Source organism: Klebsiella sp. 1SOBk5mer (assembly GCF_046603115.1).
GTDB lineage: Bacteria > Pseudomonadota > Gammaproteobacteria > Enterobacterales > Enterobacteriaceae > Klebsiella > Klebsiella quasipneumoniae.
Genome location: NZ_JBKIUU010000007.1, coordinates 11,923 through 32,894 on the forward strand (window position 1 = coordinate 11,923; position 20,972 = coordinate 32,894).

Genomic DNA, 20,972 nt, shown 5'->3' on the forward strand with positions numbered 1-20,972 from the left:
AACTGGTATATCATTTTTGATATACCATCAATATCAGGCAGCGATAAGATGTTGAAAGACTTTAAAATGGATGAGCTAAGGATCCTCTGCGCCATCGCCGAAACCGCCAGCGTAAGCCGGGCAGCACAGCGCCTGAATATGCCCCAGTCTAACGTCTCGCGGACGCTGACCAGCGTGGAGCGGAAAGTCGGCCTGGCCATTTTTCTGCGCACCGCCAGGGAACTGGTGCGTACCGAGTTCGGCGAGCAGTTTATTCACGCCAGCAGCGCCGTTCTTGAGCAGCATGAGCAGCTTATCAACCTCGCCGACCGTTATAAAAACACGCTGCAGGGCGTCGTCACCCTTGGGGCGCCCATCGGCATCCACCAGTTTCTCGGGCGCTATATTCTGCCGGCGCTAAGAAAAACGCTGCCGGAGCTGCAGATCAATCTGGTCACTCGCAACGCCAGCGAGCGGGAACAGAAATACGGCGCCATTTTCAATAGCGACTGCGATCTGCTGATAAGCCCCTTTAAGCCACAGAATGAAAACCTTATCGCCCGCCCCTTCACCCGCTTTCGCACCGGCGTCTTCGCCTCCCCGGATTACCTGGCGCAACACCCTATCGCCGAGCCGGAGGCGCTGGTGGATCATGAGTGCATCACCCTGCGCATGCTGGGCGGCAGCGACAATATCTGGACCTTCAAAAGCAAAAACGGCAAACCGCTCAATCTCACGGTAAAGGGGGGATTCGTGTGCGATAACACGCTGCCGGCGGTGGAGCTGGCGAAGCTGGGGATGGGGATCGTTTATGCGCCCTACTATTCACTCGCCACCGAGCTGGCGGCAGGACAGCTGGTTCCCTGTCTGAAGAAGGAGCGCTGTATCGATCTGCAGGCCTGGCTTATCTACCAGCGACGGGACATTCTTCCGCTACGCGTCCAGGCGCTGCTGGACGGCCTCAGCGTCCATATCAAAAACCTGTCTCATTTGCTGCTTTAAGCTCAGGGCGCGGTGGCCAGCTCAAGCTCCAGCAGCCAGGTGATGGCGTCATCACGATGAGTGAAGCACATCTCCGGCGAGGGCTGCAGGCTGGCGCACACCTTCGGACGCAATGGGGAGCCGAAAATCAGGCACAGATTGTGCTCGGAGAGCTGAATACAGCGGGTATTGGCCGGCTTGCCCTGCGGCATGCCGGGGATCGGCGAGGATATAGAGGGGGCGATGCAACATGCGCCACAATCAGTACGACATTCCACAACCCTGCTCCCAAACGCTCATTTTGCACCACAGCCTAAACGTTTTGCCAGAAGATAGCAAAACTCGCGAATTCCACTTGCCTGAACGCCCGGGCGCGAGTAGTTTTACGCGATATTTTTGACTCGTTAAGTGACAGGATTACTGCAATGCCAAGAGCGAATGAAATTAAAAAAGGTATGGTGCTGAATTACAACGGCAAGCTGCTGATTGTAAAAAATATCGATATTCAGTCACCCAGCGCCCGCGGTGCTGCGACACTGTATAAAATGCGCTTCTCCGATGTGCGTACCGGCCTGAAAGTAGAAGAGCGCTTCAAAGGCGACGATATCGTCGATACCGTGACCCTGACCCGCCGTTTCGTTGACTTCTCCTATGTCGATGGCAACGAATACGTGTTCATGGATAAAGAAGACTACACCCCTTACACCTTCACGAAAGAGCAGATCGAAGAAGAGCTGCAGTTTATTCCGGAAGGCGGCATGCCGGATATGCAGGTGTTGACCTGGGACGGCCAGCTGCTGGCGCTTGAGCTGCCGCAGACCGTGGACCTGGAAATTATCGAAACCGCGCCGGGTATTAAAGGGGCATCCGCCAGCTCCCGCACCAAGCCCGCCACCATGAGCACCGGCCTGGTGATTCAGGTGCCGGAATACCTGACCACCGGTGAGAAAATCCGCATTCATATCGAAGAGTGCCGCTATATGGGCCGCGCGGATTAATTTTCCGTGACGAGTTGACCAGAAAAAAGGACAGCCGCTGGCTGTCCTTTTTGTTATCCCCGTTGCCGCGATTACAGCAGTTCAGGGTATTTGGTCATCTTCAGCGCCAGCTCCACGCCGCGCACTTCCGCCATCCCCTTGAGACGGCCAATCGCCGAATAGCCTGGGTTGGTTTTCTTGCGCAGATCGTCCAGCATCTGATGACCATGATCCGGACGGAACGGGATCGGGCGCAGATCGCCGGCCTGTTTACGCCGCTGCTCTTCACGCAGAATCGCATCCACCACCGCCACCATATTGACGTCGCCGCTTAGGTGCGCCGCCTCGTGGAAGGTTTTCGGGTTCGCCTCGCGGCAGGTGGCGCGCAGATGGGTAAAGTGGATGCGATCGCCAAAGGTCTCCACCATCTTCACCAGATCGTTATCGGCGCGGACGCCATAGGATCCGGTGCACATGGTAAAGCCGTTATTGATGCTGTCCACTGTCTCTTTCAGCCACTGCATATCTTCGATGGTCGACACGATACGCGGCAGGCCCAGGATCGGCCGCGGCGGATCGTCCGGATGCACTGCCAGTCGGATCCCCACCTCTTCGCACACCGGTACGATGGCCCGCAGGAAATAGGCCATATTTTCGCGCAGCTGCGCTTTATCGATGTGGTCATATTCCGCCAGGCGCGCGCGGAACTGGTCGAGGGTGTAGCCCTCTTCCGCCCCCGGCAGGCCGGCGATGATATTGCGGGTCAGTTTCTCAATGTCCGCTTCGCTCATCGCCTTGTAATACGCCTCGGCCTGGCGCTGCTCTTCTTCGCTGTAATCCGCTTCCGCCCCCGGGCGTTTGAGGATATGCAGTTCAAAGGCGGCGAAGGCGATCTGATCGAAACGCAGCGCCCGGGAGCCGTCCGGCAGCTCATATTCCAGATCGGTGCGCGTCCAGTCGAGGATCGGCATAAAGTTGTAGCATACGGTATCGATGCCGCAGGCCGCGAGGTTGCGGATGCTCTGCTGATAGTTGGCAATCCAGGTCGCATACTGCCCGCTGTGGGTTTTAATATCCTCGTGCACCGGAATGCTTTCGACCACCGACCAGGTCAGCCCTTTCGCCGCTAACAGCGCCTGACGCTCTTTAATCTCGTCGACCGGCCAGACCTGACCGTTTGCAATATGGTGCAGCGCAGTGACGACCCCGGTCGCCCCCGCCTGTCGTACATCATCAAGCGATACCGGATCGTTCGGCCCATACCACCGCCAGGTTTGCTCCATCGCTATGCCCTCACAAAAGTTGTTATACCAATAATGGCGACAATCATGACGACTACCATACATGTTTCTCGTCAGGCTGCAAACAGTGCCGGCGCATTGATTGATCCAGCTCACAGTCAGCGGATAATTTCGGCTTACCAATTTAATTTCCTGTCATATAACTTTAGACTGGCAATGTTAATAAGCAGTTAAACAGGTGTGTAAAGAATGACAACAATTGCAACCGCTACGCTACCGGAAAACGTGCAACGTCCTCAGTACGATCGCAGCCAGCTCCGCTCGCGTATTGTCCATTTCGGCTTTGGCGCGTTTCATCGCGCGCACCAGGCGCTGCTGACCGATCGCGTGCTGAATAACATCGGCGGCGACTGGGGGATCTGCGAAATCAGTCTGTTCAGCGGCGATACGCTGATGAGCCAGCTTCGCGAACAGGACCACCTGTTTACCGTACTGGAAAAAGGCGCCGACGGTAATCAGCCCATTGTTATCGGCGCGGTACACGAATGCCTGAACGCCAGGCTCGATTCGCTGGCGGCGATTATCGAGAAATTTTGCGAGCCGCAGGTAGCGATTGTCTCACTGACTATCACGGAAAAAGGCTATTGCATCGATCCGGCGACCGGCAAGCTGGATCCGACGCATCCGCGTATCGTTCACGATCTGGAAAATCCGACGCTGCCGCAGTCGGCTCCCGGTATTTTAGTTGAAGCGCTGGCCCGCCGCCGGGAACGGGGCCTGCCGCCCTTTACCGTGCTCTCCTGCGATAACATTCCCGACAACGGCCACGTGGTGAAAAATGCCGTCCTCGGCATGGCGGAAAAACGCGGTCCGGCGCTGGCGAGCTGGATCGCCGACAACGTTAGCTTCCCGGGCACCATGGTGGATCGCATTGTTCCCGCCGCCACCGCGGAGTCGCTGGCGGAAATCGCCGCCGTGCTGGGGGTGGAAGATCCCTGCGCCATCAGCTGCGAACCCTTCATTCAGTGGGTGGTCGAAGACCACTTTGTCGCCGGGCGCCCCGCCTGGGAGACGGCGGGCGTGCAGATGACCGACGACGTGCTGCCCTGGGAGCAGATGAAGCTGCGGATGCTCAACGGCAGCCACTCTTTCCTCGCCTGGCTTGGCTATCTGGCAGGTCATGCGCACGTCAGCGACTGCATGCAGGATGAGGTCTTCCGCCGCGCCGCCCGCCAGCTGATGCTTGACGAACAGGCCCCGACGCTGACCATTACCGGCGTCGATCTGGCGGCCTATGCCGACAGCCTGATCGCGCGCTTCAGCAACCCGGCGCTCAAACACCGTACCTGGCAAATCGCCATGGACGGCAGCCAGAAGCTGCCCCAGCGTATGCTCGACGGTATTCGCGTGCATCTTGAGCGCGGCAGCCGCTGGCCGCTGCTGGCCCTCGGCGTAGCCGGCTGGATGCGCTACGTCAGCGGTACGGACGATGCCGGTCAGGCCATCGACGTCCGCGATCCGCTGGTGGACAAGATCCAGCAGCGGGTGGCGCAGAGCGATGAGCAGCAGCGCGTTGACGCCCTGCTGGGTCTGGAGGAAATATTTGGCCGCGACCTGCCGCGCAACGCGCAGTTTGTCGCCGGGATCCGCGCCGCCTGGCAGCAGCTGGCGATGCACGGCGCCCGCGAGGCGGTTGCCCGCGCGCTCAATTCTTAACAATATTTGCGCTTATGCGGACAGAATTTCCTTCTGTCCGCCTCAGGACTTCTCTTTTCCCTCTTTTTTCGTCAGGATAGGCGTAACTGTTACAACATTACATTTATCCTGGAGAAAAGAGTGACCAGAACCAATTTGATCACCGGCTTTCTCGGCAGCGGTAAGACGACCTCGATTCTTCATCTGCTGGCGCAGAAGCCTGCGGATGAAAAATGGGCCGTACTGGTTAACGAGTTTGGCGAAGTCGGGATAGACGGCGCCCTGCTGGCCGACAGCGGCGCCCTGCTCAAGGAGATCCCCGGCGGCTGCATGTGCTGTGTCAATGGCCTGCCGATGCAGGTCGGGCTGAATACCCTGCTGCGCCAGGGGAAACCCGATCGTCTGTTGATTGAGCCCACCGGACTTGGCCATCCAAAGCAGATCCTCGATATCCTCACCGCGGCGGTGTATGAACCCTGGATCGATCTGCGCGCGACCCTGTGCATTCTCGATCCGCGTCAGCTACTGGACGAGAAAGCGGTCAACAACGACAACTTTCGCGACCAGCTGGCGGCGGCGGATATCATCGTGGCCAATAAAAGCGATCGGGAAACGCCCGAAAGCGCTCAGGCGTTTGTCGACTGGTGGCAACGCTGGGGCGGCGATCGCCGCCAGGTGTCGGCGACCCAGGGTAATATCGACCTGGCCCTGCTTGATGAACCGCGGCGCAATACCGCCCCGCTGCCGGCGAGCGCGGAGCACGCCCACCGCCATCCCCCCACAGCCGGTCTCGCCGCCCTTAGTCTGGCGGAACACCAGCGCTGGCGCCGCCACCTTAACAGCGGCCAGGGCTATCAGGCCTGCGGCTGGATCTTCGACGCGGAAACGGTCTTTGACACCATCGCCCTGCTGGAGTGGGCCCGGCTGGCGCCGGTGGCGCGCGTCAAAGGTGTGCTGCGCATTGCCGAAGGGGCGGTGCGGATCAACCGCCAGGGCGAGGATCTGCATATCGAGACCCTTAGCGTCGCCCCGCCCGATAGCCGCATCGAGCTTATCTCCGCCCATGAAGCCGACTGGAACGCGCTCCAGACCTCATTGTTGAGGCTTCGTTTAAGTTAAGGCGGCTAAGGTTGCCGCCGACTGTCACAAAATCGCAATGGCTATGATGAAAAACCGAATTCCTTTAATCCTGCTGCTTAACATCGCGGGTGTGGCGCTATTTTGCTCCTGGTATCTGCCAGCCAACCACGGCGCGTGGGCGCCGGTAGACGCCGCGATCTTCCATTTCTTTAACCATGGCGTCAGCGTCAGCCGCGCTTACGCCTGGCTGCTGGCGATCATCAACAATCGCGCCTTCGACGCCTGCTCGCTGCTGGCGATGGGTTGCCTGATGCTCAGCTACTGGCTCAAGGCGCCGGCGGCAGGCCGTCGTCAGATCGCTATTATGGGCGTGGTAATGCTGCTGGCGGCGGTGATCATCAACCAGCTGGCGCAGCACCTGATGCCGGTTCAGCGCGCCAGTCCGTCGCTGTTTTTCAGCGATGTCACCCGCGTCAGCGACGTCGTTAACTTCCCCACTAAGGATGCTTCCAAGGACAGCTTCCCCGGCGATCATGGGATGATGCTGCTGATCTTCGCGAGCTTTATGTGGCGCTATTTTGGCCGCCGCGCGCTGACCGTGGCGCTGGTGATATTTGTGGTCTTTGCTTTCCCGCGGGTGATGATTGGCGCCCACTGGTTCAGCGATATTGCCGTCGGCTCTCTGACCGCCGTGCTGATTGGCGCGCCCTGGGTATTGATGACGCCGCTGAGCGATAAACTGATCGCCTTTTTCGATCGCTACTTACCCGGCGGAATATCGGCCAAATAAAGCCGCGGGCCGCCGCCAGGGGCATTATCTATAAGGGGACCTTTTGGGTCCCTTTTTTCAATTGTCCTTTTTTTCAACATCACGTTCATCTTCTTGTCACATTAATCCCGTGACAAATGAAGGAATTGTCTGTTTTTTGCCCGTAATTGCCGCAATTTTGGCCTTTCCCGATGATTCACTTTTTGTCACCAAAATACTTATAAGAAATCGCGCAAAACCGCTCGCCATGCGGCGTTTGATAGGGTAATCTCGTTCTCGTTTTGCCTTTTCCGCAACATTAATTCAGGCCCTGAATAAAATTGTGCGTGACTGCACAAATTTAAGCTTAAGGAATTGTCTCATTGCGGATGGGTATTTAGGCTCTAACACGTTTGGCATTTTTTATAACGACATTGTCGTTAAGGACAACAAGGGAAAATAAACAGCATGGTCAAATCTCAGCCGATTTTGAGATACATCTTGCGGGTAGCCCCCGCGATTGCAGTAGCGGTTCTGCTTTCCGCGTGTAGTTCAACAAGTACCGCCAGGAATATGCATTCTGAGACGCATGCTGTGGGTAGTGGCGATTTATCATCACTGCAAGCCTCTCAGGATGAATTTGAAACGATGGTCCGTAACCTGGACGTGAAGTCCCGTTTAATGGATCAGTATGCCAGCTGGAAAGGCGTGCGTTACCGCCTCGGCGGCAGCACTCGCAAAGGTATCGACTGCTCGGCGTTCGTGCAGCGCACCTTCCGCGAACAATTTGGTCTGGAACTGCCGCGTTCAACTTCTGAACAGCAGGAAACCGGAAAATCGATTTCCCGTACCCAGCTGCGTACTGGCGATCTGGTTCTGTTCCGCGCCGGCTCTACCGGCCGCCATGTCGGGATCTACCTCGGCAACAACCAGTTTGTTCACGCCTCTACCAGCAGCGGAGTGACCATCTCCAGCATGGATGAGCCATACTGGAAAAAGCGCTACAACGAAGCGCGTCGAGTCCTGAGCCGCTCGTAAACTGTCCTCTACCGCCGCCGGTTATCCCTTGGCTGGAAGCGGGATAAAAAACACTGCCCCGGCAGTGTTTTTTTTTGCCACCTGATTCTGAACGACGCAAAATAAGCTATGTCTTTTAAGTGGGAATGAGAAAAACGACGACTGACAACCCGTTGCTGCGCATCAATAACACGGAAAGACTATAGCTATGCTGACTCGCTACTTTTCGCCCCAGCGTAAAACCTGGCTAACCAGCCTGTGCGTGGGCATTATCGTCGCGCTATTGGCTGGCAGCATTCAATTTATGGTGATTTACCATAACCGGGCCGAGCGTTTCGACGCCATTATCAACAATGTTAATACCTATCTGAAAAGCTATTTTCACGACCTGCGCCAGACCATTGACGGCCTGCAGCCGCTGGTGGAGCAGCCCTGCGAGAATATTGACTCCGGGCTCACCTCCCACGCCGCGTTCAGCCCCAACGTCCGCGCTTTCCTGCTGGTCAAAAACGGCGTGGCCTTTTGCTCCTCGGCAACCGGCGCCATGAATACTCCCCTCACCCAGCTGATCCCGGCCATTGATATCCGCAAACCCCTTGATATGGCGATTTTGCCAGGCACGCCGATGATGCCGAAGAGCGCGGCGCTGGCGCTATGGGTAGGCAAACCCGGTGATGAAAACAGCGGCATTTTCGTGTCGATTAACGCCAATCTCACGCCGTATATCCTCTATTCCGCACGGCAGAATGATTTCAGCGGTATTGCGCTGGTCATCGGTCACACCGCTATCTCCACCTTCAGTAACCGGCTGGTGGATCCGCAAACGCTGCATAACGTGCCGATCCGCGAAGTGCAGATCGACGGTTTCCCCCTCAAGGTCTACCTGTATGCCAACAGCTGGCTGGCGGAAAATACGCAGTTTGCTCTGCTGCTCGGGGTGGTGTGCGGCCTGCTGGCGGGGCTGCTCTGCTATTACGTGCTGTCGATCAAATCCGATCCGCGAAAATCCATTCTGCTGGGGATCAAAAACAACCAGTTCTACGTCGTCTATCAGCCGGTGGTGAATGCCCAGACTCTGCGTATCAGCGGCGTGGAGGTCCTGATGCGCTGGCGCCATCCGGTGGTAGGCGAAATTCCGCCTGACGTCTTTATTAACCTCGCGGAAACCCAGCAGATGATCGTGCCGCTGACCGATCACCTGCTGGCGCTGATCGCCCGCGACGCGCCGGCGCTGAAGCGTATTCTGCCGCACGGCGTCAAGCTGGGGCTCAATATTTCCCCCGCCCATCTGCAGGCCGACAGCTTCCGCGACGATATGCTGCGCTTCGCCGCCGCGCTGCCCGCCGGCCATTTTCACGTGGTGCTGGAGGTCACAGAGCGGGCGATGATTGACAAAGAAAAATCGGTCGCTAACTTCGCCTGGCTGCACCAGCACGGTTTTGAAATCGCGATCGATGATTTTGGCACCGGGCATAGCGCGTTGATCTATCTCGAACGCTATAACTTCGATTATCTGAAGATCGATCGCGGCTTTGTGCAGGCGATCGGCACCGAAACCGTCACCTCGCCAGTGCTGGATGCGGTGCTGACCCTCAGCCGTCGGCTGAAATTGATGACCGTTGCCGAAGGGGTGGAGACCCAGGAGCAGGCGGAGTGGCTCCGCGCTCAGGGAGTGCATTTCCTGCAGGGGTACTGGATCAGCCGGCCGCTGTCGCTGGCGGCGCTGGTGGCCGCGCACGATGAACCCGCGAATTATTTCACAACGCGTTAAGTCTCACTTATGATGCGGGAACAGAAGTCGGCCACGGGGGCCGGCTATGACAGGGTATTCTGCCGCCTATGTATGCGCGACTTTTTCTGCTTCTGCTTGCTCTGTTTAGCCTGAGCGCTAAAGCGCAATCCATTCAGGAAAGCGTCGCCTTCGCGATTATCGGCGAACCGAAATACGCCGCCGGTTTCAGCCATTTTGATTATGTTAATCCACAGGCGCCGAAAGGCGGCACCCTCACCCTGGCGGCGATTGGCACCTTTGACAACTTCAACCGCTACGCGCTGCGCGGCAATCCCGCGGTACGCACTGAAGCGCTCTACGATCCCCTGTTCACCACCTCGGATGATGAGCCCGGCAGCTACTATCCGTTGATTGCCGAGCGGGCGCGCTACGCCGGGGACTATTCATGGATGGAGATCGCCCTCAACCCGCGCGCCCGTTTTCACGACGGCACGCCAATCACCGCCCGCGATGTCGCTTTTACCTTCAATAAGTTTATGACCGAAGGGGTGCCGCAGTTCCGCCTCTTTTATAAAGGCACCACCGTGAAGGCCATCGCGCCGTTGACCGTGCGTATCGACCTCGGCCAGCCCGGTAAAGAGAACATGCTGAGCCTGCTGAGCCTGCCGGTGATGCCCGAGGCGTTCTGGCGTCATCACAAACTCAGCGACCCGCTGTCAAAGCCGCCGCTGGCCAGCGGGCCCTACCGCATCAGCGCCTGGCGGATGGGACAGTATATTACCTATTCCCGGGTCGCCGATTACTGGGCGGCCGACCTGCCGGTCAACCGCGGTCGCTGGAACTTCGATACGCTGCGCTATGACTATTATCTTGACGACAACGTCGCTTTCGAAGCCTTTAAAGCCGGGGCCGTCGACCGCCGGGAAGAGACGGTCGCCAAAAACTGGGCCACCCGCTACGTCGGCCGCAACTTCAGCCGCGGCTACATCATTAAAGAGGAGTATGCCAACACCTCGGCGCAGGATACCCAGTGGCTGGCGTTCAATATTCAGCGCCCGGTATTCGCCGATCGCCGGGTGCGGGAGGCCATTACCCTGGCGTTTGATTTTGAATGGATGAACAAGGCGCTGTTTTACAGCGCGTATCAGCGCGCCAACAGCTATTTCCAGAACACCGAATATGCCGCCCGCAGCTTGCCCGACGCGGCCGAGCTGGCCCTGCTGACGCCGATGAAAAACGAACTGCCCCCCGAGCTCTTCAGCCAGGTGTACCAGCCGCCGGTCTCCCGCGGCGATGGCTTCGACCGCGCCAACTTACTCCAAGCCGACGCCCTGCTTAACGCGGCGGGCTGGACGGTGAAGAACCAGCGCCGGGTTAACGCCGCCACCGGCAAGCCGCTGCGCTTTGAACTGCTGATGCCGGCCGGAAGCAATGACCGCTGGGTGCTGCCGTTTCAGCACAACCTGCAGCGCCTGGGGATCGTCATGGATATTCGTCAGGTGGATAACTCGCAGTACAGCAACCGCCGCCGCAGCCGCGATTACGACATGATGCCGAGCCTGTGGCGCGCCATGCCCTGGCCGGGGACTGACCTGCAAATCTCCTGGGCGTCGGACTATATTCACTCCAGCTACAACGCGCCGGGGGTGCAAAGTCCGGTGGTGGATAAACTGATTGCGCAGATCCTGCAGTGGCAGGGTAATAAGCAGAAGCTGATCCCGCTTGGCCGGGCGCTGGACCGCGTCCTCACCTGGAACCACTACATGTTGCCGATGTGGTATATGGCGCAGGACCGCACCGCGTGGTGGAATAAATTCTCGTTCCCCCAAACCCGCCCCATTTATTCGTCCGGCCTTGATACCTGGTGGTATGACGCGAACAAAGCGGCCACCCTCCCCGCGGACAGACGCTAAGGACATACCATGGGCAGCTACCTGATCCGCCGTTTGCTGTTAGTGATCCCCACCCTGTGGGCCATCATTACCATTAACTTTTTTATTGTACAGATCGCTCCCGGCGGCCCGGTCGACCAGGCCATCGCCGCCATCGAATTTGGTCAGCACGGTGGAATGCCAGGCGCCGGCGACGGCGGGATGGGCGCCAGCCATGCCCGTACCGGCGCCGGCAATATCAGCGAGGGTCACTATCGCGGGGGGCGCGGCCTCGATCCGGAAGTCATCGCCGAGATCACCCACCGCTACGGCTTCGACAAACCGCTGCACGAGCGCTACCTGAAGATGCTGGGCGATTATCTGCACTTTGATTTTGGCGACAGCCTGTTTCGCAGCGCCTCCGTACTGCAGCTGATTAAAGACAGCCTGCCGGTCTCGGTGAGCCTCGGGCTGTGGAGCACGCTGATCATCTATCTGGTCTCCATTCCGCTGGGCATCCGCAAAGCCGTCAGCAACGGCAGCCGCTTTGACATCTGGAGCAGTACGCTGATTATCATTGGCTATGCGATCCCCGCCTTTCTGTTCGCCATCCTGCTGATCGTGATTTTCGCCGGCGGCAGCTATTTCGACCTCTTCCCGCTGCGCGGTCTGGTCTCGCCAAACTTCGACACCCTCCCGTGGTATGAAAAGATCCTCGACTATCTGTGGCACATCACCCTGCCGGTGCTGGCGACGGTGATCGGCGGCTTTGCCGCCCTGACCATGCTGACTAAAAACAGCTTCCTTGACGAGATCCGCAAACAGTATGTGGTCACCGCCCGCGCCAAAGGCGTCGGTGAGAAACAGATCCTTTGGGGACACGTGTTCCGCAACGCCATGCTGCTGGTGATCGCCGGTTTCCCGGCCACCTTTATCAGTATGTTCTTTACCGGCTCGCTGCTGATCGAAGTGATGTTCTCCCTGAATGGTCTGGGGCTGCTGGGCTATGAAGCGACGGTCTCCCGCGACTATCCGGTGATGTTCGGCACGCTCTATATTTTCACCCTGATCGGCCTGCTGCTGAATATCGTCAGCGATATCAGCTATACGCTGGTCGACCCGCGTATTGATTTTGAGGGCCGCTAATGTCGTTCTTCAGTCCCGTTAATCAGGCCCGCTGGGCGCGCTTTCGCCACAACCGTCGCGGTTACTGGTCGCTGTGGCTGTTTTTAATCCTCTTCCTCTGCAGCCTGGGGGCTGAGCTGCTAGCCAACGATCGGCCGCTGCTGGTGCAGTACCGGGGCCAGCTGTACGTCCCGGTGTTAAAAAACTATACCGAGCAGACCTTCGGCGGCGCATTCGCCACCGCCGCCGACTATCAGGATCCCTGGCTGCAGCAGCAGCTGGCCAGCCACGGCTGGGCGCTTTGGCCGCCGGTGCGCTTCGGCGCGACGACGATCAATTTTGCCAGCACGGTTCCTTTTCCATCACCGCCCTCGGCCAGCAACTGGCTCGGCACCGACGCCAACGGCGGCGATGTGCTGGCGCGGATCCTTTATGGGACGCGCATCTCGGTACTGTTTGGTCTGCTGCTGACGCTGTTCTCCAGCGTGCTGGGGGTGCTGGCGGGTGCGATACAAGGTTATTACGGCGGTAAAATCGACCTCTGGGGGCAGCGTTTTATCGAAGTCTGGTCCGGTATGCCGACGCTGTTTTTGATCATCCTGCTCTCCAGCGTCGTGCAGCCGGGCTTCTGGTGGCTGCTGGCGATCACCGTCCTGTTTGGCTGGATGACGCTGGTGGGCGTGGTGCGCGCTGAATTTCTCCGCACCCGCAACTACGACTACATCCGGGCGGCGCAGGCGTTAGGGGTCAGCGACCGGCAGATCATCCTGCGGCATATGCTGCCCAACGCGATGGTGGCGACCCTCACCTTCCTGCCTTTTATTCTCTGCAGCTCTATTACCACCCTGACGTCGCTGGATTTTCTCGGCTTCGGCCTGCCGCTCGGCTCGCCCTCCCTCGGCGAGCTGCTCCTGCAGGGCAAAAACAACCTGCAGGCGCCCTGGCTGGGCATTGCCGCGTTTCTCTCTGTCGCCGTGCTGCTGACGCTGCTGATTTTCATCGGTGAAGCGGTGCGCGACGCCTTTGACCCCAGTAAGGCGGTGTAATATGACCCACCCGCTGTTAGCTATCGACAATCTCTCTATCGCCTTTCGCCAGCAGGGGGAGACGCAGACCGTCGTGCATAATCTGTCGCTCGAGGTGGCGGCCGGCGAAACGCTGGCCCTGGTGGGGGAATCCGGCTCCGGTAAGAGCATCTCCGCCCTGTCGGTGCTGCGGCTGCTCCCTACCCCGCCGGCCAGCTACCCCAGCGGCGATATCCGTTTTCATGGCCAGTCGCTGCTGCATGCGGATGAGGCGACCCTGCGCGGCGTGCGCGGCAACCGGATCGCGATGATCTTTCAGGAGCCGATGGTGTCGCTCAATCCCCTCCATACCCTGGAAAAACAGCTCTACGAGGTGCTGTCGTTACACCGGGGAATGCGCAAAGAGGCGGCGCGCGGAGAGATCCTCGACTGCCTGGAGCGCGTCGGGATCCGTCAGGCGCCGCGGCGGCTGGCGGACTATCCGCACCAGCTCTCGGGCGGCGAGCGCCAGCGGGTGATGATCGCCATGGCGCTGCTGACGCGCCCGGAGCTGTTGATTGCCGACGAGCCGACCACCGCCCTCGATGTGTCAGTGCAGGCGCAAATACTGCAGCTGCTGCGCGAGCTAAAGCGGGAGCTGAACATGGGGTTGCTGTTTATCACCCATAACCTGAGCATCGTCCGCCAGCTGGCTGACCGGGTGGCGGTGATGCAGAACGGCCGCTGCGTGGAGCACAATCACTGTCGGGCGCTGTTTAGCGCGCCGGCCCATCCTTACACCCAACGCCTGCTGGATAGCGAACCGGACGGCGAGCCGGTGCCGCTGGCCGCCGATGCCCCGGTGCTGCTGCAGGCGGAGGCGTTACAGGTGGCGTTCCCCATTCGCCGGGGGATCCTGCGTCGGGTGGTCGATCACCATCGGGTGGTCAATGATCTCCATTTCCAGCTACGGGCCGGCGAGACGCTGGGTCTGGTGGGAGAATCGGGTTCCGGCAAAAGCACGACCGGTCTGGCGCTGCTGCGCCTGATCCCCTCCGAGGGCAAGATAACCTTTGCCGGCCAGCCGATTCAGGGACGCGGTCGCCGACAGCTGCTGCCGCTGCGCCGACAGATGCAGGTGGTTTTTCAGGATCCGAACTCGTCGCTCAATCCGCGCCTGACGGCGCAGCAGATCATTGAGGAGGGCCTGCGCGTCCACCAGCCGACGCTGACGGCGGCTGAACGCGAACAGGCGGTGATCCTTGCCATGCAGGAGGTCGGCCTCGACCCGGCCAGCCGCCAGCGCTACCCGGCGGCTTTCTCCGGCGGCCAGCGCCAGCGTATCGCCATCGCCAGAGCGTTAATCGTCAAGCCGCAGCTTATCGTCCTCGACGAGCCGACTTCCTCGCTGGATAAAACCGTTCAGGCGCAGATCCTGAATCTGCTGAAAGCGTTACAGCTGAAGCATCAGCTGGCCTATATTTTTATCAGCCATGATTTAGGCGTGGTGCGCGCGCTGTGTCACCAGGTGATGGTGCTGCGGCAGGGAGTGGTGGTCGAACAGGGCGAGTGCCAGTCCGTCTTCAGCGCGCCCCGGCATGAGTATACCCGCCAGCTGCTGGCGCTAAGCTGACGGTCAGAAAGGGTTATTGCCGGAGAAGGGCTCGGCGATCGCCACGCCAAAGTTTTTCAGACGACAGGTGGCGGCAAACTCATCCTGCAGATTAACGAACAGGCAGGGCTCGCCTTCGCACTCCAGAACGGAACAGTCGACTTCGATGTCGCTTAACGCCTGGCTGAGCTTATGCATCACCGGCCAGGCTTTTTCACCGTCCGGACTCAGCAACTTCAGGGCGACGAGACTGTTTTCGTTCTGCGCGCCGTTTTGCGGAATCGGTTCAACTCTGGAACCCGCAAAACCGGCCAGCCAGCGATAGCTCTGCGGCAGACGGTGTACGATAGAGAGTTGTTGTGTATTCACGTGGTTTCCCCGGAAGCAAAAGGCTTCACAATAAATTTACATCAATATTAACACACTGTTGACAAATAGTCCTGCTCAGACGCAGAAAACGTTTACAGCCGCGGCGGCCCAGGGTTAAGCGCTTATATTCCAGCGTGTTATTTTTTAACCCGGCAAGCCGATTGGCGCTATATGTACCCGTTTCTGTGATCCAAAACAACTTTTTTATCGCAACAATGCGACTTTTTACACTAATTGATTTTACATAAAGGAAACAAATCGCAGAACCCTGAAGCCCATTGCGGTTGACGTGCATCAAGAAAGGGGCGATTTCGCCCCTGAAAATGTGACCTAGCGTGCGATTTTTCGCCGGCGGGAAGCGTAAAGGGAGAAGAAAATAGAGCTGGTGGCGCAGAAGGCGATGGAGATCAGCATCGGCCAGGCGGTGGTAAAGGTGGCCATCGACAGCAGCGCGCCGATAATCGCCCCGATACCAAAGCGGAAAGTCCCCGCCAGCGACGAAGCGGTGCCCGCCATATGCGGAAACTCATCGAGGATCACCGCCATCGCGTTCGACGATACCATCGATACGCAGCCAACGAAGGCCGCCACGCCGATGACCAGCGACCAGAAGCCGACGTCGAGCAGGGCGCAAACCACCATCCACACCGCCATGGCAAACTGGATCCACAGCCCGGCGCGGAACATGCGCAACGCCCCTACCCGCCGCACAAACCGGCTGTTGAACATGGTCATCAGGAACAGAAAGACAATGTTCAGCGCAAAATAGTAGCCAAAGTGCTGAGGCGCGACGTGGTTAATATTGATATAGACGAAAGGCCCGGCGCTAAGGAAAGAGAACATGCCCGCGAAGCTGAAGCCGCTCGCCAGCATATAGCTCAGGACCCGCTTATGGCGGAACAGGGTGGCAAAGTTACCCATCGTGGTGCGCAGGTGGAACGGCTGACGCCTTTCAGCCGGCAGCGTTTCGCGGATAAACAGGCCGATCATCAGCGACGCCAGCAGGGCCGCCAGGGCGAGGATCCAGAAGATGGCATGCCAGCTGAACCAGACCAGCACCGCCCCGCCGACCATCGGCGCCACCAGCGGCGCAATGGTCGTCACCAGCATGACAAACGACATCATCCGCGAAAACTCATCTTTCGGATAGATATCGCGCATCAGGGCGTTGATCACCACGCTGGCCGCCGCGGCCGCCAGACCGTGGAAGAAGCGCATGGCGATCAGCATCTCGATGGTCTGCGACAGGGCGCAGGCCACCGCCGCCGCGGCGAAGACCAGCGTTCCGCCGAGGATCACCGGCTTGCGGCCGAGGCTGTCGGCCATCGGACCGTACAGCAGCTGCCCCAGCGCAAAGCCGAGGATATAGGTGCTGAGGGTCATCTGCGCGCTGCCGTCCGGCACGTGGTACTGGGCAGCGATCACCGGCAGGGCCGGAAGATACATATCGATCGACAGCGGCATCAGCATGGCCAGCAGGCCAAGGATAAAGACAATCCCCAGAGACGAATTTTGCTTCAGCGTCACGTTTTGCTCCGTGGCTGCGGGGCGCCCACGCTGGCGATTTCCGCTTCCGTCAGCGGACGATATTCACCCGGCGCCAGAGATTCATCCAGCAGGATGTCGCCGATGCGTTCCCGATGCAGGCCAACCACGTGGTTGCCCACGGCGGCGAACATGCGTTTCACCTGATGGTAGCGGCCTTCGCTAATGGTGAGGCGCACTTCGGTCGGAGTGATAACTTCCAGCACCGCCGGTTTGGTGAGATCTTTTTCGTTATGCAGTTGGACGCCTTTGGCAAACAGCTCCGCGGTCCCTTCCGCCAGCGGGTTTTCCAGCGCCACCAGATAGGTTTTTTCACAGTGGTGTCGCGGCGAGGTAATGCGGTGCGACCATTGGCCGTCATCGGTCATCAGCACCAGTCCGGTGGTGTCGATATCCAGCCGACCGGCGGCATGCAGCTTATGCGCCACCGGCTCGTCGAGGAAATAGAGGATAGTCGGATGATCGGGATCGTCGGTGGAACAGACGTACCCCTGCGGCTTGTTGAGCATAAAATAGCGCGGGCCGTTCTGCTGGGTCAGCGTGTTCCCGTCATACTCCACCTCGTGCTCCGGCTGAAGCTTAAAGGAAGCATCTTTTACAATGTCGCCGTCCACGGTAACGCGGCTGCCGCGGATTTCACGCCCGGCAATAGCCCGGCTGACGCCAAGCTGCTGAGCGATAAACTTATCAAGTCGCATGAGATTTTTTTAGCCTGTCAAAGTGCTGGAGCGGGCAAATCGCCCGAAAAAGAAGAAATTCACTGGCTAGTATAACGGGCTCTTAACACCACTCAAGGGAAAAGATTCATGGCATACTATTCGCGAGTTAATTAGCCCCGTGAATTCATGACTTTTACATTACGTCCCTACCAACAAGAAGCCGTCGATGCCACCCTCGCCTGGTTTCGTCGCCATACCGAGCCGGCGGCGATTGTCCTGCCCACCGGCGCGGGCAAAAGCCTGGTGATCGCCGAGCTTGCCCGACTGGCCCGCGGCCGCGTGCTGGTGCTGGCCCACGTCAAAGAGCTGGTGGCGCAGAATCATGCTAAATACTGCGCCCTTGGCCTCGAGGCGGATATCTTTGCCGCCGGACTGCAGCGTAAAGAGAGCCACGGCAAAGTGGTGTTCGGCAGCGTGCAGTCGGTGGCGCGTAATCTGGCGCAATTTCGCAGCGAGTTTTCGCTGCTGATCGTCGATGAATGCCACCGCATCAGCGATGATGACGACAGCCAGTATCAGCAGATCATCAGCCACCTGCGGCAGGTCAACCCGCAGCTCCGGCTGCTCGGCCTGACGGCGACCCCGTTCCGCCTCGGCAAGGGGTGGATCTATCAGTTCCACTACCACGGGATGGTGCGTGGCGATGAAAAAGCGCTGTTCCGCGACTGCATCTATGAGCTGCCGCTGCGCTATATGATTAAGCACGGCTACCTGACGCCGCCGGAACGCCTCGATATGCCGGTGGTACAGTACGATTTCAGCCGCCTGCAGGCGCAAAGCAACGGCCTGTTCAGCGAGGCCGATCTTAATCACGAACTGAAAAAACAGCAGCGCATTACACCGCATATCGTCAGCCAGATCGTGGAGTTCGCCGCAAGCCGCAAAGGGGTGATGATCTTCGCCGCCACCGTGGAGCACGCCCGGGAAGTGACCGGCCTGCTGCCGGCAGGCCAGGCGGCGCTGATCACCGGGGAAACCCCGGGTCCGGAGCGAGATCGCATCATCGAGGCGTTTAAAGCGCAGGCGTATCGCTATCTGGTGAACGTCGCGGTGCTGACTACCGGCTTCGACGCCCCGCACGTCGACCTGATCGCCATCCTCCGCCCCACCGAGTCGGTGAGTCTTTACCAACAGATCGTTGGCCGCGGCCTGCGCCTGGCGCCGGGAAAAACCGACTGCCTGATCCTCGACTACGCCGGCAACCCGCACGACCTGTACGCCCCGGAAGTGGGGACGCCGAAGGGCAAAAGCGACAACGTGCCGGTGCAGGTCTTCTGCCCGGCCTGCGGCTTCGCCAACACCTTCTGGGGAAAAACCACCGCCGACGGCACCTTGATTGAGCATTTTGGCCGCCGCTGCCAGGGGTGGTTCGAAGACGACGACGGCCACCGCGAACAGTGCGACTTCCGCTTTCGCTTCAAAAACTGCCCGCAGTGCAACGCGGAAAACGATATCGCCGCCCGTCGCTGCCGGGAGTGCGACACCATTCTGGTTGACCCGGACGACATGCTGAAGGCGGCGCTGAAGCTGAAGGACGCGCTGGTGCTGCGCTGCAGCGGCATGGCCCTGCAGCACGGTAGCGACGAGAAAGGCCCGTGGCTGAAAATCACCTACTACGATGAGGACGGCGCCGACGTCAGTGAGCGCTTCCGTCTGCAAACGCCCGCCCAGCGTACCGCCTTTGAGCAGTTGTTTATCCGCCCGCATACCCGCACGCCGGGAGTGCCGCTGCGCTGGATAACGCCGGCGGATATCGTGGCCCAGCAGGCGCTGCTGCGCCATCCGGACTTTGTCGTCGCCCGCATGAAAGGCCAGTACTGGCAGGTGCGGGAAAAAGTGTTCGATTATCAGGGGCGTTTTCGCCGCGCCAACGAGCTGCGTTAATCACCCGAAAGCTGAGGTTTTGATTGCCCGGGTGTCGTTTGGCGGCTATAATGCCGCCCGCTTTTGCATTCGCAAAGCAGATAATCCGCCTGTTGCTGGGTCGCCTGTAGCAGGCTTTATATATAGAGAGACATCAATGTTTACTATCAACGCAGAAGTACGTAAAGAGCAGGGTAAGGGTGCGAGCCGCCGCCTGCGCGCAGCTAACAAGTTCCCGGCAATCATCTACGGTGGCGAAGCTGCTCCGGTTGCTATCGAACTGGACCACGACAAAGTATGGAACATGCAGAGCAAAGCTGAGTTTTACGGCGAAGTTCTGACCGTCGTTGTTGATGGCAAAGAAGAAAAAGTCAAAGTTCAGGCTGTTCAGCGCCACGCGTTCAAGCCGAAACTGACTCACATCGACTTCGTTCGCGCGTAATCGCCGATAGCAAGTTGTATGGCAAGCGCCCCGGGGTCTTCGGCTCCGGGGCGTTTTGTTATCCGCGCCGCCAAAGCGCCGGCGCCTCGTCCACGATGTCGCTCAGCAGCCGGTGCTTATTCATTCCGGGCAGCCAGAGCATCACCATGGTGACGTTCAGCCCCTGACTGCCGACCTCCGTCGCGATTTCACCGACTCCCCGCCACTCGCCTGGCCGCAAATGGTCCGGTAAAAACCCCCAGCCCCTCCCCTGCTCCATCGCATGGCGCAGCAGGGTAATTTCGTTCATATACAGCGTATGGCCGGAGATCTGCAGCCGGCGGGCAATCTGATCGTCGCTGCGCCGGTGCATCACCAGCTGCGGCGTCAACGACAGATTCAGCAGCGTCAGCGGCCGCGCGGCATCCCGGAACAGGCGGTCCGCCGCGTAGAAACGCAGATCCACGGTGCCGAGCGCCCGCCACTCCATTTCGCTGCCCAGCGTGCGGTTGTTGGCCTGGCACATCGCCATATCCGCCACGCCATCGCTCAGCGCCTGCTCGGCTTCGCGCCGTGAGGCGCTCCAGCAGCTTAACCGGATCTGCCGCCGGGCCAGCGTATCGGCCAGCGCGCAGAGAAAATCACGTGGGATAAAGGGATCGTACACCAGACGCAGCGCCTGCCCGGCGGTTTGCGGCAGCGTTTGCGCAAAAGACTCGAAAGCCTGCGCCTGGCGCAACAGCAGATGCGCCTGACGAAAAAGCTGCTCCCCTTCGGCGGTTAAGGTCAGGGTACGCCCTTCCCGGCTGAACAGCCGATAGCCCAGCGCATCTTCCAGATAGTCCAGCAGATCGCGCAGCGTGGTTCGGTCTTTACCTAACCGAATAGCCGCCCGCGACAGGCTGCCGGTCTCGGCGATGGTGGCGAATGCTTCAATCTGCGCGAAAGAATACTGCAGGGTTTTCATCCTTCTCTCCCTTGCGGGGGAAAATC

General features: G+C 59.2%; 19 protein-coding genes. 13 read left to right on the forward strand and 6 right to left on the reverse strand.

From position 1 onward, the window contains the following. Positions 1 to 48: 48 nt before the first annotated feature. Entirely contained in the window at positions 49 to 981 is a 933-nt protein-coding gene (locus ACLH1U_RS16170; RefSeq protein ID WP_032453533.1) for a LysR family transcriptional regulator, read from the forward strand. A 2-nt stretch (positions 982 to 983) separates the two neighbouring features. Here ACLH1U_RS16170 and ACLH1U_RS16175 read toward each other — a convergent pair whose 3' ends face one another. Continuing rightward, positions 984 to 1,238, reverse strand: a complete 255-nt coding sequence (locus ACLH1U_RS16175) for a YkgJ family cysteine cluster protein (protein ID WP_023290454.1) — start codon at positions 1,236 to 1,238, stop codon at positions 984 to 986. A 147-nt stretch (positions 1,239 to 1,385) separates the two neighbouring features. Here ACLH1U_RS16175 and yeiP point away from each other — a divergent pair, with 147 nt between their 5' ends. Further along, a complete protein-coding gene (gene yeiP, locus ACLH1U_RS16180; protein WP_002912951.1) occupies positions 1,386 to 1,958 on the forward strand; it encodes an elongation factor P-like protein YeiP in 573 nt (190 codons plus the stop codon). Positions 1,959 to 2,029: 71 nt separating this feature from the next. Here the strand turns inward: yeiP and uxuA are convergent, their stop codons facing one another. Next, positions 2,030 to 3,220 (reverse strand): mannonate dehydratase, encoded by a 1,191-nt coding sequence (gene uxuA, locus ACLH1U_RS16185; RefSeq protein WP_023290455.1) that lies wholly within the window; start codon positions 3,218 to 3,220, stop codon positions 2,030 to 2,032. 207 nt (positions 3,221 to 3,427) lie between these two features. Here uxuA and ACLH1U_RS16190 point away from each other — a divergent pair, with 207 nt between their 5' ends. The 9 genes from ACLH1U_RS16190 (at position 3,428) to yejF (ending at position 15,083) form a co-directional block, all read left to right on the forward strand. Further along, on the forward strand, positions 3,428 to 4,894 hold the full coding sequence (locus ACLH1U_RS16190; RefSeq protein ID WP_032453535.1) for a mannitol dehydrogenase family protein: 1,467 nt from the start codon (positions 3,428 to 3,430) through the stop codon (positions 4,892 to 4,894). A 120-nt stretch (positions 4,895 to 5,014) separates the two neighbouring features. After that, positions 5,015 to 5,992 carry a CobW family GTP-binding protein gene (locus tag ACLH1U_RS16195; protein ID WP_023290457.1) on the forward strand — a complete coding sequence of 326 codons (978 nt, stop codon included), beginning with the start codon at positions 5,015 to 5,017 and terminating at the stop codon, positions 5,990 to 5,992. A gap of 37 nt (positions 5,993 to 6,029) precedes the next feature. Continuing rightward, the gene (locus ACLH1U_RS16200; RefSeq protein ID WP_072420984.1) at positions 6,030 to 6,743 is read left to right on the forward strand and encodes a phosphatase PAP2 family protein; all 714 of its coding nucleotides are present in this window, start codon (positions 6,030 to 6,032) and stop codon (positions 6,741 to 6,743) included. A 426-nt stretch (positions 6,744 to 7,169) separates the two neighbouring features. After that, the gene (mepS, locus tag ACLH1U_RS16205) at positions 7,170 to 7,739 is read left to right on the forward strand and encodes a bifunctional murein DD-endopeptidase/murein LD-carboxypeptidase (RefSeq protein ID WP_004201653.1); all 570 of its coding nucleotides are present in this window, start codon (positions 7,170 to 7,172) and stop codon (positions 7,737 to 7,739) included. 187 nt (positions 7,740 to 7,926) lie between these two features. Then, positions 7,927 to 9,489 (forward strand): cyclic di-GMP phosphodiesterase, encoded by a 1,563-nt coding sequence (locus ACLH1U_RS16210; protein WP_023290460.1) that lies wholly within the window; start codon positions 7,927 to 7,929, stop codon positions 9,487 to 9,489. A gap of 68 nt (positions 9,490 to 9,557) precedes the next feature. Then, a complete protein-coding gene (locus ACLH1U_RS16215) occupies positions 9,558 to 11,363 on the forward strand; it encodes an extracellular solute-binding protein (RefSeq protein WP_032453536.1) in 1,806 nt (601 codons plus the stop codon). 9 nt (positions 11,364 to 11,372) lie between these two features. After that, positions 11,373 to 12,467: a microcin C ABC transporter permease YejB gene (locus tag ACLH1U_RS16220; protein WP_411299342.1), complete on the forward strand. Its 1,095-nt coding sequence runs from the start codon at positions 11,373 to 11,375 to the stop codon at positions 12,465 to 12,467. Beyond that, positions 12,467 to 13,492 carry a microcin C ABC transporter permease gene (locus ACLH1U_RS16225; RefSeq protein WP_023290463.1) on the forward strand — a complete coding sequence of 342 codons (1,026 nt, stop codon included), beginning with the start codon at positions 12,467 to 12,469 and terminating at the stop codon, positions 13,490 to 13,492. Before ACLH1U_RS16220 ends, ACLH1U_RS16225 begins: the two co-directional genes overlap by 1 nt. Position 13,493: 1 nt before the next feature. Then, positions 13,494 to 15,083: a microcin C ABC transporter ATP-binding protein YejF gene (gene yejF / locus ACLH1U_RS16230; RefSeq protein ID WP_032453538.1), complete on the forward strand. Its 1,590-nt coding sequence runs from the start codon at positions 13,494 to 13,496 to the stop codon at positions 15,081 to 15,083. Positions 15,084 to 15,086: 3 nt separating this feature from the next. Here yejF and ACLH1U_RS16235 read toward each other — a convergent pair whose 3' ends face one another. The 3 genes from ACLH1U_RS16235 to rsuA all read right to left on the reverse strand — a co-directional run bounded on the left by ACLH1U_RS16235 (position 15,087) and on the right by rsuA (position 17,674). Continuing rightward, positions 15,087 to 15,431: a YejG family protein gene (locus tag ACLH1U_RS16235; RefSeq protein ID WP_002912974.1), complete on the reverse strand. Its 345-nt coding sequence runs from the start codon at positions 15,429 to 15,431 to the stop codon at positions 15,087 to 15,089. 330 nt (positions 15,432 to 15,761) lie between these two features. Then, complete coding sequence (locus ACLH1U_RS16240; protein ID WP_023290465.1) at positions 15,762 to 16,958, reverse strand: Bcr/CflA family multidrug efflux MFS transporter; 1,197 nt, start codon at positions 16,956 to 16,958, stop codon at positions 15,762 to 15,764. Continuing rightward, on the reverse strand, positions 16,955 to 17,674 hold the full coding sequence (rsuA, locus tag ACLH1U_RS16245; protein ID WP_102006973.1) for a 16S rRNA pseudouridine(516) synthase RsuA: 720 nt from the start codon (positions 17,672 to 17,674) through the stop codon (positions 16,955 to 16,957). Before rsuA ends, ACLH1U_RS16240 begins: the two co-directional genes overlap by 4 nt. A gap of 147 nt (positions 17,675 to 17,821) precedes the next feature. Between rsuA and ACLH1U_RS16250 the strand changes: the two genes are divergently transcribed. Both ACLH1U_RS16250 and rplY read left to right on the forward strand, forming a co-directional pair. Continuing rightward, positions 17,822 to 19,579 carry a DEAD/DEAH box helicase gene (locus tag ACLH1U_RS16250; RefSeq protein WP_023290467.1) on the forward strand — a complete coding sequence of 586 codons (1,758 nt, stop codon included), beginning with the start codon at positions 17,822 to 17,824 and terminating at the stop codon, positions 19,577 to 19,579. Between the two features lie 136 nt (positions 19,580 to 19,715). Beyond that, positions 19,716 to 20,000 carry a 50S ribosomal protein L25 gene (gene rplY, locus ACLH1U_RS16255; protein ID WP_032453540.1) on the forward strand — a complete coding sequence of 95 codons (285 nt, stop codon included), beginning with the start codon at positions 19,716 to 19,718 and terminating at the stop codon, positions 19,998 to 20,000. 58 nt (positions 20,001 to 20,058) lie between these two features. On the opposite strand, the gene ACLH1U_RS16260 is transcribed toward rplY, so the two are convergent. Continuing rightward, positions 20,059 to 20,946: a LysR family transcriptional regulator gene (locus tag ACLH1U_RS16260; RefSeq protein WP_050533202.1), complete on the reverse strand. Its 888-nt coding sequence runs from the start codon at positions 20,944 to 20,946 to the stop codon at positions 20,059 to 20,061. Between the last annotated feature and the right edge of the window lie 26 nt (positions 20,947 to 20,972).